Source organism: Klebsiella sp. JN_Kp126 (assembly GCF_033843325.1).
In the GTDB taxonomy this organism is placed as follows: Bacteria; Pseudomonadota; Gammaproteobacteria; order Enterobacterales; family Enterobacteriaceae; genus Klebsiella; species Klebsiella michiganensis.
In genome coordinates this window covers 1-14,120 of sequence record NZ_JAWXQV010000064.1, presented here as the reverse complement: position 1 = coordinate 14,120, position 14,120 = coordinate 1, and the positions used below count along the sequence as shown (strand labels likewise).

10 protein-coding genes are annotated in these 14,120 nt (G+C 54.2%); 4 read left to right on the top strand and 6 right to left on the bottom strand.

Features of this window, described 5'->3' with window-relative positions; all coding sequences use genetic code 11:
• Positions 1 to 3 precede the first annotated feature (3 nt).
• Together ppx and ppk1 are read right to left on the bottom strand one after the other, a co-directional pair.
• Positions 4 to 1,545, bottom strand: coding sequence for an exopolyphosphatase (gene ppx, locus SIK97_RS15535; RefSeq protein WP_004853121.1), 1,542 nt, complete (start codon positions 1,543 to 1,545; stop codon positions 4 to 6).
• Between the two features lie 3 nt (positions 1,546 to 1,548).
• A complete protein-coding gene (gene ppk1 / locus SIK97_RS15530; protein WP_004123499.1) occupies positions 1,549 to 3,609 on the bottom strand; it encodes a polyphosphate kinase 1 in 2,061 nt (686 codons plus the stop codon).
• Between the two features lie 177 nt (positions 3,610 to 3,786).
• Here ppk1 and SIK97_RS15525 point away from each other — a divergent pair, with 177 nt between their 5' ends.
• Positions 3,787 to 5,460, top strand: a complete 1,674-nt coding sequence (locus SIK97_RS15525; RefSeq protein WP_047723131.1) for a hypothetical protein — start codon at positions 3,787 to 3,789, stop codon at positions 5,458 to 5,460.
• 3 nt (positions 5,461 to 5,463) lie between these two features.
• Here the strand turns inward: SIK97_RS15525 and SIK97_RS15520 are convergent, their stop codons facing one another.
• Together SIK97_RS15520 and SIK97_RS15515 are read right to left on the bottom strand one after the other, a co-directional pair.
• On the bottom strand, positions 5,464 to 6,561 hold the full coding sequence (locus SIK97_RS15520; protein WP_047723132.1) for a glycoside hydrolase family 105 protein: 1,098 nt from the start codon (positions 6,559 to 6,561) through the stop codon (positions 5,464 to 5,466).
• Positions 6,536 to 7,990, bottom strand: coding sequence for an MFS transporter (locus tag SIK97_RS15515; protein ID WP_047723133.1), 1,455 nt, complete (start codon positions 7,988 to 7,990; stop codon positions 6,536 to 6,538). Before SIK97_RS15515 ends, SIK97_RS15520 begins: the two co-directional genes overlap by 26 nt.
• 422 nt (positions 7,991 to 8,412) lie before the next feature.
• Here SIK97_RS15515 and SIK97_RS15510 point away from each other — a divergent pair, with 422 nt between their 5' ends.
• Positions 8,413 to 9,771 (top strand): glycoside hydrolase family 28 protein, encoded by a 1,359-nt coding sequence (locus SIK97_RS15510; RefSeq protein WP_049101680.1) that lies wholly within the window; start codon positions 8,413 to 8,415, stop codon positions 9,769 to 9,771.
• 43 nt (positions 9,772 to 9,814) lie between these two features.
• Here SIK97_RS15510 and purN read toward each other — a convergent pair whose 3' ends face one another.
• Together purN and purM are read right to left on the bottom strand one after the other, a co-directional pair.
• Positions 9,815 to 10,456, bottom strand: coding sequence for a phosphoribosylglycinamide formyltransferase (purN, locus tag SIK97_RS15505; RefSeq protein WP_004853109.1), 642 nt, complete (start codon positions 10,454 to 10,456; stop codon positions 9,815 to 9,817).
• Positions 10,453 to 11,490: a phosphoribosylformylglycinamidine cyclo-ligase gene (gene purM / locus SIK97_RS15500; protein WP_047723135.1), complete on the bottom strand. Its 1,038-nt coding sequence runs from the start codon at positions 11,488 to 11,490 to the stop codon at positions 10,453 to 10,455. Before purM ends, purN begins: the two co-directional genes overlap by 4 nt.
• A gap of 265 nt (positions 11,491 to 11,755) precedes the next feature.
• On the opposite strand from purM, the gene bglK reads away from it, so the two are divergent.
• Positions 11,756 to 12,649 carry a beta-glucoside kinase BglK gene (gene bglK, locus SIK97_RS15495; RefSeq protein WP_047723136.1) on the top strand — a complete coding sequence of 298 codons (894 nt, stop codon included), beginning with the start codon at positions 11,756 to 11,758 and terminating at the stop codon, positions 12,647 to 12,649.
• 9 nt (positions 12,650 to 12,658) lie between these two features.
• On the top strand, positions 12,659 to 14,089 hold the full coding sequence (locus SIK97_RS15490; RefSeq protein ID WP_014230344.1) for a 6-phospho-beta-glucosidase: 1,431 nt from the start codon (positions 12,659 to 12,661) through the stop codon (positions 14,087 to 14,089).
• Positions 14,090 to 14,120: the final 31 nt, after the last annotated feature.

The following is a 14,120-nucleotide window of genomic DNA, read 5'->3' as shown; positions in this document are numbered from 1 at the left end:
AAACTAGCTTGCCGCGTCAGGCTTCTCTTCTTCGCTGATTTTCAGCCACCAGTCAGGTACCCCTTCCCAGTATTCCTGCTCTTTTTCCAGGTCGAGCAGCACCAGCGCATTCTGGCTAAACCAGTCGTGCGGGAAGGTCAGCGTCCAGTGGTTTGCCTCGGTTTTCAGCGTAAGGCTCGGCGGCGTTGTCGTTGCCTGACGCTGGTTATTCAGCAGCACGCCAAGGCGCAGCAGCTGAATTAACGGCAGAAACTGCTTCTTCTTAAACAGCGTGAAACGCGGTAAATCATCCAGCTTAATCGCTTTACGGTGATAGCGAACTAAGGTGGCCATCAGCATCTGCTGTTCCTGATTAAAGCCCGGCAGATCGCTGTTTTGCAGGATATAAGCCGAATGACGGTGCATGCCGCTGTGGTTAATATTCAAGCCGACTTCATGCAGCATGGTCGCCCATTTCAGCAGCGCCGCCAGATGGGGGTTCGCGAGCTTGGGATTCTGCTCCTGCCATTGCTCATAAATATGCGTGGTGGTCTCCAGCACCCGACGCGCCTGCTCGCGATCGATATTGTACTGGTTCGCCAGGCTCTGCGCGGTGCGGCTACGGATATCCTGGTGACGGAAACGTCCTTCCATCTCGTACAGTACGCCTTCGCGCAGCGCGCCGTCGGACAAGCGCAGCTCTTTAATCGCCAGCGCGTCAAACACCCCGCACAGGATAGCCAGACCGGGCGCAAAAACGGCTTTCCGATCTTCAGACAGCCCGGGCAGGCTTAGCGAGTCGAAGTTTTTATACTTCAGCAGCTCTTCGACCAGCATCTCGAGGCGCTCGGGAGTGATGAAGCCGTCTTTCTCGCCCATGGCCACCAGCACTTCGTGAGCGGCTTTAATGGTGCCCGATGCGCCCAGGGCGACGTTCCACCCCTGGATGCGGAACTGCCAGGCCAGAGTTTCCAGCTTCTGCACGGCGGAAAGACGCGCGCGCTGGAAATTCTCTTTGTTGATGACGCCGCCAGCAAAGTAGGCCTGAGAGAAGCTCACGCAGCCCATACGGCGGCTTTCCACCAGGCGAGGCTCGAAATCCTCGCCGATAACCAGCTCGGTAGAGCCGCCGCCGATATCGATGACCAGCTTACGGCCTCGCTCCGGCTGCGTGTGCTCCACGCCCATAAAAATCAGACGCGCTTCTTCGTTGCCGGGAATGATTTCGATCGGGTAGGGGATGACCTGCTCCGCGCGTTTGAGGAACTCTGCGGCGTTTGTCGCCTGGCGCAGCGTGTGCGTGCCGACGATACAGACGCTTGATGGGTCAAAACCCTGCAGGCGCTCGGCGAACAGCGACAGGCAGTTCAGCCCGCGCGCAATAGCCTCTTCGCTCAGTACAGAGTTTTCATCCAGGCCGTCGGCCAGATGTACGCGCTGCTTCAGACGACCGATGATCTGCATTGCCCCGTCAACGACACGGGCGATCACCATATGAAAACTGTTCGAACCGAGGTCGACCGCAGCGAACTCCTGCGGCCGAGGGGCATTTTCGTTTATTGGCATAGGTTAATCGGGCTGTTCAAGTGATTTGAGGTAGTCGTATATCGCCATCTGTGCGCGCACTTTGCGGCGATTGCCGCGCGGCACGTAGCGATTACTCAGTTCTTTATCAAGATAGCGTGCTTTCACCGTATCGTTGAAGAGGAGATCGAAAATATCCAGCACCCGCTGTTTCAGGCGCGGATCCAGCAGCGGCGCGGCCACTTCGATACGATAGTCAATATTGCGCGTCATCCAGTCTGCGGACGATAGCCAAACCTGCTTATCGCCGCCGTTTTCAAAGCAATAAACGCGGTCATGCTCAAGGAAACGGTCAACAATGCTGGTCACGCGAATATTTTCGCTGATTCCTTCCAGACCGGGGATCAGCGAGCACATACCGCGAATAAGCAAATTAACCGGCACGCCGGAGCTGGAAGCGGCGTAGAGACGGTCTACCAGCCCCTTATCGACCAGGTTGTTCAGCTTCAGCATGATGCCCGATGGCTGACCATTTTGCGCGTTGGCGATTTCACGATCGATCATCTCATAAAGCAGGCGACGCGAGTTTTGCGGCGACACCAGCAGATAATCGAAGCTGACCGGGCGGTAGGGGTTTTCGATAAAGTTAAATACCCGGCGGACTTCATTGGTGATGCGCGCATCGGCGGTCAGCAGCGAGTAGTCGGTGTAAAGACGCGCGGTTTTTTCGTTGAAGTTGCCGGTACCGATATGCGCATAGCGCACGACTTCATCGCCCTCTTTGCGCGAAACCAGGAACAGCTTGGCGTGGATCTTGAGGCCCGGCGCGGAGAAGATAACGTGCACGCCAGCTTCGGTCAGGCGTTTAGCCCAATGAATATTGGCTTCTTCATCGAAACGCGCCTGCAGCTCCACGACCACCGTCACTTTCTTACCGTTGTGGGCGGCGTGAATCATCGAGTCGATAATCCGTGAATCTTTCGCGACGCGGTAGATGTTGATTTTGATAGCCAGCACGCTTGGGTCGAAAGAGGCCTGGCGCAGCAGCTCAAGGACGTGTTCAAACGTATGGTACGGGTAGTAAAGCAGCACGTCGCGTTCGCGGATTGCGTCAAAGCCGTTGCGGAATTTATCAAACCACAGATGACGCAGACGCGGCATCGGTTTGTTGACCAGATTGGCTTTGCCGACGTTCGGGAAGCCGATAAAGTCTTTAAAGTTGTGGTAACGACCGCCCGGCAGCATTGAATCGTAGTTGGAGATGGAGAGCTTATCGCGCAGCATTTCGACCATCGCGTCGGGCATATCGCGCTGATAAACGAAGCGCACCGGCTCGGCGGTCAGGCGCTGTTTCAGGCTGGAGGACATCAGCTCCATCAGGCTCGATTCCATCTCGTGCACCAGATCGTATTCGGCGTCACGGGTCATTTTCATCGAGTAGGCGTTCAGCGCGTCGTAATCAAAAAAGCCCTTGAAGATATCATCCAGGCAGTAGCGCAGGATATTATCTAACAGAATCATCGGCTTGCGGCGGCGAGGCGCTTCCGGCGGCAGGTTCACAAAACGCGGCACCTTGTCTGACGGAATTTCAAGCAGCGCGTAATTGATGGTATCCCCGCGAATAATCTCGACGGCCAGGTAGGTGTAATCATCCTTCAGGAACTGCACCAGATCCGTTTCGCGGTTAATCAGGATTGGCGTGATGTGCTGACGAAGATACAGCTTGAAGTAGTTACGCAGCCAGGACTGCTGGTTGACGGAGAGCTGGCGTTCGTTGATCAGGAAAATCTGGTTACGCGCCATTTCCAGCAGCAGCTCGTTGTATAAGCCGTCAAACTCCTGATCGGCCTTGAGCACGCGGGCCTGAATTTTGCCCAGCAGATGGCGAGAGTGTGCGGTACTGCCTTGTTCTTCGCTGATGATGATGCGGCGCTTCAGCTCGGCAAAGCGCACTTTATAAAATTCATCGAGGTTATTGGAGTAAATCCCTAAAAAGCGCATGCGCTCGATCAGCGGGTTGCTTTTGTCCGCCGCTTCCTGAAGTACGCGCTCGTTAAAGGATAACCAGCTGAGTTCTTTTTCGATGTATAGCTTTTCCTGGCCCATTACAGCTCACACTCCGGTAGATGTATGTTGCTATTTCATTATGGCGAGCTTTGCCACTGAATGTCCAATTATGTCAAAGAAGTATGACTGTTTTCTTTCAGTATATAGCGAAGAAAAACAGACGATTTTCGCGACTTACGTTATGTTCAAGGCAAGGTGAGATTCAGGAGCAAAACCATGTGGGAGACGCGAGCGTTAGAACTGAATAATCAGGATATATGGAACTGGTCATCGGTATGCAATCTGGTCAGGTATGCCTCTCAGCATGGCTTTAATACTATCGTGGTGGGGCAGGCAGATCTCTTCGGTAAGCTGGTGTCCCCGAAGGGATATACGCCTTTTCACTATAACGATAGCGTTTCCAGCCAGCAGAGAGCGCGCTGTATCTACCTTAATCGTCTCGCCATGTATTGCCGCGAACAGGGGCTGCGATTTTATTTACAGGCAAAAGAGCTGGATTTCCCAACGGAATTGCTGTTGTCGCATAAGTATCTACTGGATAACCAGCAAGGGATCCTTTTTGATGTGGATTTCTGGAGCCGCTGGCTGACAGACAAAATTCGCGGCGTTTGTCAGGGAATTCCAGCTTTAACAGGGCTAATTATTGCGCTTTCCAGCACCGATGGTTTATTGCCGATTACGCGCCCTAAATGGGATATAAACGCCAGGGATGAGCCTGAAAATACCCGGCAACCGTCGCAAAGCTTTGTGCTCTATCGCCGTTGTTTTCAAGCGCTCAGCCAGGTGGTTACCGCACAAAATAAACATCTGGTTTTGCGGGTTTTCCCTGCAAGTAATGATGATCTTGGTACCGTTCTCGATGCTATCGAGCCGCTTCCGCCAAGCGTTTCGGTATCGATCAAGTTAACGCCAGAACGTTTCTGGCCAGCATTTCCAAATAATCCCGCACTGCTTCAGGTCACTATGCGAGACGTCTGGGTTGATATTGATTTAGCAGGCGAAGAGGTGGGCTGGGGCGTTATGCCTTTCTTGCGCATTGATGAGTTAAAAGGCCGACTTCTGTGGTGCCAAAGCGCGAATCCCAGAATCACCGGTGCGATATGCAAAACCAGTTGGGAGAGCGTTGATAACCACTGGATACCGGAAACGTTAAGCGAATGCAATCTGTTTGCCTGTAGCCAGCTGTTAGGTCATGGTGCGGGAAAGACCCAGGAGCAGCTGTTGGATCTCTGGCTGGCTGAGCGTTACGGCTGGTGCCCCGATGTTACAGTCGCCCGCCGTTTTCAGCAGCTACTTGAGCAGGCAACGGAGGTGCTTTACCAGGCGATTTATGTTCGCGATCACGTTTTTCACCGCCATAGTCAGCTACCGGAAAGCTATGGTCAGGCCGTATGGAGTTTGTACAGCCAGCTGGCGCGTAATCACTGGCTGCCGGGGTCGGCCCAGGATATCCACTTCACGCGTGACGATCCGCAAATATCGATGGAAAACCTCACGCGAATTGCGCAAGAGAAGGATGAGGTAGCGGCAGATGCCCTGAAGCTATGCGCGCAGGCGCTGGAGTTTGCCGAGAATGCCGCGTTTCCCACGGCGCTCTATCGGCTCTGGCAGAATGAATGGCGGGGGCTCGCACTCTACTGTCAGCTGTTTACGCATGCACAGAAAGCTTTTTTTACGCTGCATTTTGCTCGTGAGGTGGAGAATAGCTGGAGTATGAGAGAAATCTGCCATATCAACGTGCAGGCGTTGTATCAGGGGGCATCCGAAATGGAGATGCTTTGCCAGCAGATGAACGAAGCATCGCCTGGGTTTTATATCATGTTCGATGCGGGTCGGGTTCGTAGCCTGGCTGATAGCCTGAGTAGCGAACTATCGGCACTCAGGCATTAGGTATTAACGCGTGCGGTATAAAGCCTCGACCAGGCTGAGCATCGCCAGCGCCTGGCCATATGGCATCGCAGTTAGGGGGATTCGTCGGTAATGGTCAAGGTCGTGTCCCATTGCCGTGCCAAATGAAACCTGGGTTAACTCTCCCTCCGGCGAGATATGCTCAATAATGCCTGCGATTGCTCGTTCGGCAACGGGTAGATAGCTGTCGTCCAGGTAGCCGAGACGTATCGCTTTCAGGATACCGGCTGCAAATCCCCCTGTTGCTGAGGCTTCAGCGTAGCTTGTTGCATCATCTAATAGCGTCGGCCATAGCCCGTTTTCACATTGACAGCGGGCGAGGGCGGATACCTGGCCCTGCAGGATGTTACAGAGCTGGCGATAGAAGGCGTCATGCTCATCAAGATTGAGCATTTCCAGTAGTTCAGGAATCGCCAGTGTTATCCAGCTATTGCCACGAGCCCATCGGGCACCGGCAAAATGATGCCTGCCGTCGAAATTCCAGCCGTGAAACCATAAACCACTTTTTCTATCCGTAAGGTAGTGAATGTGCTGTAGAAATTGAAATTTTGCTTCTTCTACCCAGTAAGATTTTTGCAATAAAAGCCCAATCCTGGCCAGAGGCAGGACCGCCATCATCAAGGTGTCATCCCAGATTTGCTGATAATGCGCGTTTTCGTAGGTGACATGCTGCATGCAGCCTTCATCAGTGCGCGGAATCTGACGATAAAGCGCATCTCCCCACACTTCCAGATACGCGCGCCATTCGTGACGAGCGTCCTGCTGGTAGCGACTGGCAAGCGTCAAAAAAGGGATCGCGGTATTAATATTCTTCTCCGGCGTTCCTTCGGCGAAACGGGCGCTGAACCAGTCGTCAATAATCTGCCTGGCGCGAGATGAGCCGGTAAGTTCATGGTAGCGGTAGAGACCAAACAAGCCGATACCATGTGTCCATTCCCATCCAGCCCAGCCTTTTGTATCAATCACGCGCCCGTCAGGCAGGCGCTGCAGGAATTGACCTTTGTCATCCTGAATTGCGGTGAGGCTATCGATCAGTTTTTCGATAAGACGGATGATTTCAGGATGGCTTATTTTCTGCGACATAGTGATTCCTTTGCGCTGTCGTTTCAGCTGTATGCTGCCAGTGGGTATTCATATGCGGATGCCCGGTAAGTAACTCTACGGTTTGTCGTACCTGTATTGATGCATCTTCGGGTTTACCGCCAGACCGCAGACGCTCTAGCTCGAAGGTAAGCGTCTTATGACACTCCTGGCTTAGACGAAAGCGAAACGCGCCGTACATCGCCAGCAGAGTGAGTAAACCCGGTCCGATAAGGAATACCCACCAGATGCCGTTTAGCGCGGCGGCATCTTGCGACTCTGCGCCTTTGGTAAAGCCAAACGCCTCCAGCGCCAGTCCAACAATAAACAGGGCGAGGGCCTGGGAAAATTTGCGCGTTAGCATCATGACGCCCGCGTAAATGCCTTCACGTCTGACGCCGGTATAGGCTTCATCCACATCAGGTAAAAAGTTGTAGACGTTCCATGGGATAAGATAGGTTCCGCCGCGTGCGATGCCCATCACGATGGCCCCGCCGAATAAGAACCCTGATAAATGGCTAATGGAGGCGGAAAGCTGGCTGAACCACAGTAGAGCGCACATAATCAGTGCAATTGCCAGTTTGTAGGCGTTGCCGTTGCCGATGCGAATACAAAGCCAGGTAAAGAAAGGGATGGCAAAAAATTGAAATAGCGTCATCAGGCTCATTGCCTGGGAAGCTAAGGATGCGCCGACCTGAAGTACATATGTAAGATAGTGCATAAACAGCGAGCCGAAAATATCCAGGGCGACGGCTCCGCCAACGTACATCATGATGTGAATGCGAAAAGTACGTAAACGGAAAGTTGAAGCCATTTCTCGATACAGCGAAATAATTGTTTTCCCCATCCCGCGCTGAGTCGAAGGCGGCGGGAGATTCTCCCGTTCCCAGGTTCCCCGCCAAACGAAGATCCACGGTAGGGCGAAGAGTACGGAAAAGACCAGGCCGATATATAAAAATGCCTGCGATTTATCGGCGACGTGCGCCAAAATTTGTCCTGGGATAAGTGCAGATAAAAACGCTGTCGCCTGGGCAAATAGCATCCGCGCGCCAGACATTTTTGAACGCAGATCGTAACGCGAGGTCATCTCCGCAGGCAGCGTATCGTAGGGCACCATCAAGAGGGTAAAAACGGTGCTGAATAACAAATAAGTACCAAGATACCAGGAATAGCCAAAACCGCTTACCCACATCAGGGCAAAGCAAAAGGAGAGCGGCGCGCCGATAATAAAGAATATTCGGCGTCGCCCCCAGCGCGTGCGAATATTGTCGGTGATATAACCCATGATCGGGTCGGTGATGCCATCCCAAATTTTGGCGATCGCAAAGATGGATGCTGCGGCGGCGGGAGAAAGGCCCGCCACTTCAATATAAAAATAAAGCAGCCAAAGCCCGGTGATCGTCATTGCCCCGCTGCCGAAGATATCGCCCATCCCCCAGCAGAGAATATTGCGTGTTTTTACTTCCCGTGGTGCCGTTACTGTCCTCGTCATTTTTCCTGTCTCTTCTGTCAGTAAAGAGGAAGTAGCACAGTAAAAGAGGTGAAAATTTTGCGGAATCGTCATTAAGGCGCTTTTGTTAAGAACTGAGAGCGGGGCGGAGAAAGCGGATTAAATGAAATAAATAGCGTGATATGGCCGGCAGTATTAGGACGGGCGAAAAAATGAAATGTGATAGCCATCGCTATTTCTGCGGAAGGAGCGAGAAGAAATGTGTCCGAAATCACAGATGAACTGCGGGAAAAAAGGACGTTGTGAGAACGGCGACAGATTACTTATGTCGATGCTGTTTTGCCCTACGGCGATCGATAATGACTGTGTTCAGATAGCATTCCCATTTCATCTCAGGAAATCCTATGAACATTTTTCTTTCAAACTGGCGCCCGCACGCAGATGGTATTACTCGCGACACTGAGATTTTTCAAAAAGCGCTGGATACCTTATCGCAAGCGGGCGGCGGTACGCTGGTGGTGGAAAGTGGAAAATATTACCTTGGCGGGTTACGCATGGGGTCAAACACCTGTCTGTGGTTGTCACCCGGTGCAGAACTCATCGTCAGCGATAATTATGCTGACTTCACCCAGGCGGTGGCCTTAAGTCGCGCAGAGTGCTCAGACCGGGCTTTCCTCTATGCCCAGGATGCCGAAAATATCTCGATTTGTGGGGGCGGTACTATTTACGGTAATGCCGATGGTTGGTTCTCCTCATCGGTTGATGATATGGGCTATCGCACGCCCGCCGAACAGCGGCCGCGCATGATTCTTCTGGAAAATTGCCAGCGGGTCAGGCTGGAAAATATCTGTATACACCATGCGCCGATGTGGACAATTCATCTTGTTTCATGTTCACAGGTGGTGATTGATGGCATTACCGTCGATAACGATCTGACAATGGCAAATACTGATGCGCTGGATATCGATAGCTGTCAGCAGGTACACGTTGCTAATAGTTTTTTTAGTGCGGCGGACGATGCAATTTGTCTGAAAACCACCGATAAACCGGCGGCTATCCAACGTCCTCTACGTCAGGTGACGATCGTCAATTGTACCCTGCGCTCAAAAAGCTGCGCTTTTAAAATCGGCACGGAAACCTGGCAAGATATTGAAGATATTGTGGTCAGCAACTGCACTATCTATGATTCGAATCGCGGTATCGGCCTGATTTCACGAGATGGCGGCCGGCTACGAAGAATGCTCTTTACCAGCATGACTTTTGAGTGTGTGGCGGCGCCAGCCTGTCACTGGGGGGAGGCGGACCCGATTTTCCTCTCCGCGCGCCGCAGGAATCCGCAGATCGAGCCCGGTGAGATTACGCAAATCCAGTTTCGTGGGCTTTGCGGAGAATGTGAAGGCGCCATCAATATGCACAGTGAAACCCCTTCCATGATCAACCGAATACGACTCGAGAGTATTCAGCTTACCCAGCGACTGCATTGCCACGGTCGGCAGGGGAATTATGATATTCGTCCGCCGTGTAATCCTTTTTCGCCAACAGGAATGGGTATCGATAACGCCTGGTGCCTCAACCCAGAAACGGGAAAGGCCTGGGGAGTCGAACCCTATCCCGGAGGGCTACCCGTCCTGTTTGCGCAGGGGGTTTCCGATTTAGTCATCACAGAACTTGATTGGCAGCGTCCAGTTCCCCTACCGGCAGGCTGGAATACGCAAGCGCTGTGTCTGGAAAAATGCGAGCGGTCATCCGTGCGGGAAACCTGAGCTAATGAAAAACGCCTCCAGCGGACGCCAGAGGCGGGAAAGTTTACTCTTCTGCCGCATATCCCTGCGGTGGAAGAGGAACATTATCAAGCCAGGCTTCGTTTCCTTCCGCGCGCAGGCGGCCGTCGACAAACCAGCTGATAGCAAGGGGATAGATATCGTGTTCCTGCGCCTGTACGCGGGCGGTAATGTCGTCCTCGGTATCTTCAGCGAAAACCGGTACCTTTGCCTGCAGAACCACCGGACCTCCGTCCAGCTCATCGGTCACAAAATGCACCGACGTCCCGTGCTCCTCATCGCCATTTTCCAGCGCCTGACGATGGGTGTGCAGCCCCGGATATTTTGGCAGCAGGGAAGGGTGGATATTCAGCATGCGCCCCTGGTAGTGGGCGACAAAAGCCGGGCTAAGAATACGCATGTAGCCGGCGAGAACCACCAGATCCGGCGCGTAAGCATCGATCTCGTGCATCAGCTCTCGGTCAAAAGCTTCCCGGTTGGCAAACTGGCTGGCGGCGAGCGCGTGAGCCGGAATATTGGCCGCGCGCGCGCGCTCAAGGCCGAACGCGTCGGCCTTGTTGCTGAAGACTGCACGCAGGGTGCCGTTGATTTTTTTCCGGGCGCAGGCGTCAATAATCGCCTGCAGGTTGCTACCGTTACCGGAAATCAGCACCACGATGTTTTTCATTCAATGACCACACGCTGTTCGGAATCAGAGGCTTTGATATACCCTATTTTCCACGCGCTTTCACCTTTGTCGTTCAGGAAGGCAATGGCTTTATCCGCCGCTTCCGCCGGCAGCGCGATGACCATGCCGACGCCGCAGTTAAAGGTGCGATACATTTCGTGGCTGCTAACGTTACCCGCGGTTTGCAGCCAGTTGAACACGTCCGGCCACTGCCAGGAGGATTCATCAATGACCGCCTGGGTGTTGTCCGGCAGCACGCGCGGGATGTTTTCCCAGAAGCCGCCGCCGGTCAGGTGGGCGATGGCGTGCACGTCAACGTTGGCGATCAGTTCGAGTACGGATTTCACATAAATGCGGGTCGGCGCCAGCAGATGGTCGGCCAGCGGCTTACCGTTGAGATCGGTGGTTTGCGGGTCAACGCCGCTGACTTCGATAATTTTGCGCACCAGAGAGTAGCCGTTAGAGTGCGGGCCGCTGGAAGCCAGCGCCACCAGCACGTCGCCATCGGCCACTTTGCTGCCGTCGATAATTTCTGATTTTTCTACCACCCCAACGCAGAAACCGGCCACGTCATAATCTTCGCCGTGGTACATGCCCGGCATTTCCGCCGTCTCGCCGCCCACCAGCGCGCAGCCTGACTGCAGACAACCTTCGGCAATGCCGCTGATTACGCTCGACGCAGTATCGACATCCAGTTTGCCGGTCGCGTAGTAATCAAGGAAGAACAGCGGCTCTGCGCCCTGAACCACGAGGTCGTTTACGCACATAGCGACCAGGTCGATACCGATAGTGTCGTGACGCTTGAGGTCCATCGCCAGACGCAGCTTGGTGCCGACGCCGTCGGTGCCGGAGACCAGAACCGGTTCGCGATACTTCTGCGGCAGCGCGCACAGCGCGCCGAATCCGCCCAGTCCACCCATCACTTCCGGGCGGCGGGTTTTCTTCACCACGCCCTTAATACGGTCGACGAGAGCGTTGCCTGCATCAATATCCACGCCGGCATCTTTATAGCTGAGAGAGGTTTTATCGGTCACTGCGAAGTCTCCACGCGTTTGCGGTAGCAATAAAAAACGGCGCAATTCTAACAGGGATAGCAAACGTTTGCGAGCCTGCTTTGCAGCCGATGCAAAACGGCCGTTAAGTGCGCAAATTTGATACTGTTCACGAAAATGAAACCGGGTACATTCTTCTGCTTGCCAGCGTTGTCGGGAATAATCATCATGCCAGTGAAACCGGTTTCTTTCCTGATTTCTGGAGAGATAAACCGCGAATGTGATGGATTCTGGAGGAAAGCTGAGGATGAACATTGCCGCATTTGATATCGGTGGCACGGCGTTAAAAATGGGGGTAATGACGCGCGAAGGCACGCTGCTGGAGAAAGGAAAGCAGAACATCGTCGACAGCGACGGCGACCAGATCCTGCAGGCGATGCTGGCGTGGATCGCCGCTCACCCGTCGTGTGAAGGGGTGGCAATCAGCGCGCCCGGCTACGTTAACCCGCACACCGGCTTTATCGAAATGGGCGGCGCCATCCGTAAATTCGATAACTTCGCCATCAAACGCTGGCTTGAGCAGCAGGTTCGCCTGCCCGTGGCCATTGAGAATGATGCCAACTGCGTGCTGCTGGCCGAGCGCTGGCGGGGTAAAGCCGCCGACATGAGCAACTTTCTGGTCCTGACCATCGGCACCGGCATCGGCGGGGCGATTTTCTGTAATAACCAGCTGGTCCACGGCGCGCGCTTCCGCGCCGGCGAGTTCGGCTATATGCAAACCGCGCGTCCGGGCACCCGCGATGTGCGGCGCTATTCGATGAACGAAAACTGCACGCTGCGCGTGCTGCGCCATCGCTACGCTGAACATATCGGCAAGGCGCTGGATGACGTCACTGGCGAAGAGATTTTTGACCGCTACGATGCGGGCGACGCCACCTGTCGACGTCTGGTCGCTGAATTCTTTAACGGCCTGGGTACCGGGCTTTACAACCTCGTCAACTTATTCGACCCACAAACGATTTTGATCGGCGGCGGGATTGTGGAACGACCGGGCTTTCTGGCGCTGCTGCGCGAACATCTGGCCTGGTTTGGCATTGCGGAATATATCGACACCGTCAGCCACGGCAACGATGCCGGGCTGGTAGGCGCGGTTTACCATTTCAATCAGCAATACCGGTCGCAGAGCGGCGACTGCGCATAGGGAGAGAACATGTCCGGATTTAAAGAAGGTTTTCTGTGGGGCGGCGCGGTGGCGGCGCATCAGCTGGAAGGCGGCTGGAAAGAGGGCGGTAAAGGGGTGAGCGTCGCCGACGTAATGACCGCAGGCGCGCACGGCGTACCGCGCGAAATCACCGATGGCGTGCTGCCGGGGAAAAACTACCCCAACCACGAAGCGATCGATTTTTATCATCGCTATAAAGACGACATTCGGCTGTTTGCCGAAATGGGCTTCAAATGCTTCCGCACCTCCATTGCCTGGACGCGCATCTTTCCGCTGGGCGATGAGCAAGAACCTAACGAAGCCGGGCTGCAGTTTTACGACGACCTGTTCGATGAGTGCCTGAAGCACGGTATTGAGCCGGTGATTACGCTCTCCCACTTCGAAATGCCGTATCATCTGGTGACGGAGTACGGCGGCTGGCGTAACCGTAAACTGATTGATTTCTTCGTCCGCTTTGCCCGGGTAGTGTTTACCCGCTACCAGCACAAAGTGAAGTACTGGATGACCTTCAATGAGATCAATAACCAGGCCAACTTCCACGAAGATTTTGCACCGTTCACCAACTCCGGACTGAAATATCTGCCGGGGGAGGACCGCGAGCCGGTCATGTTTCAGGCGGCGCACTATGAGCTGGTCGCCAGCGCGCTGGCGGTTAAAGCCGCCCGCGAAATTAACCCGTCATTGCAGATTGGCTGCATGATCGCCATGTGTCCGATTTACCCGCTGAGCTGCGCGCCCAACGATATGATGATGGCGATGAACGCCATGCATCGCCGCTACTGGTTTACCGACGTTCACGTGCGCGGCCGCTATCCGCAGCACCTGCTGAACTACTTCGAGCGTCGCGGTTTTGCGCTGGACATCACCGAAGAAGACCGCGTGGCGCTGACTCAGGGCTGCGTCGACTATATCGGCTTTAGCTACTATATGTCGTTCGCCACGAAAGCAACGGATGATAATCCGCAGCTGGATTACGATGAAAGCAAGAGCCTGGTTTCCAACCCGTACGTGCAGAAGTCAGACTGGGGCTGGCAGATTGATCCGGTCGGGCTGCGCTACTCCCTGAACTGGTTCTGGGACCATTACCAGCTGCCGCTGTTTATTGTGGAGAACGGCTTTGGCGCCATCGACGTGCGCGAAGCGGACGGCTCGGTGGATGACCAGTATCGTATTGACTACCTTTCCGCCCATATCGCCGAAATGAAAAAAGCGGTTGTTGAGGATGGCGTCGACCTGATGGGCTATACCCCGTGGGGCTGTATCGACCTGGTTTCCGCGGGAACCGGTGAGATGAAAAAACGCTACGGCTTTATCTACGTGGATAAAGATAATGAGGGCAACGGCACGCTGGCGCGTAGCCGTAAGAAATCTTTTGCCTGGTATCAGCAGGTTATCGGCAGCAACGGCGAAAAGCTATAAACGGCCGTAAAGCCCCATTCAGCCCCGCCTT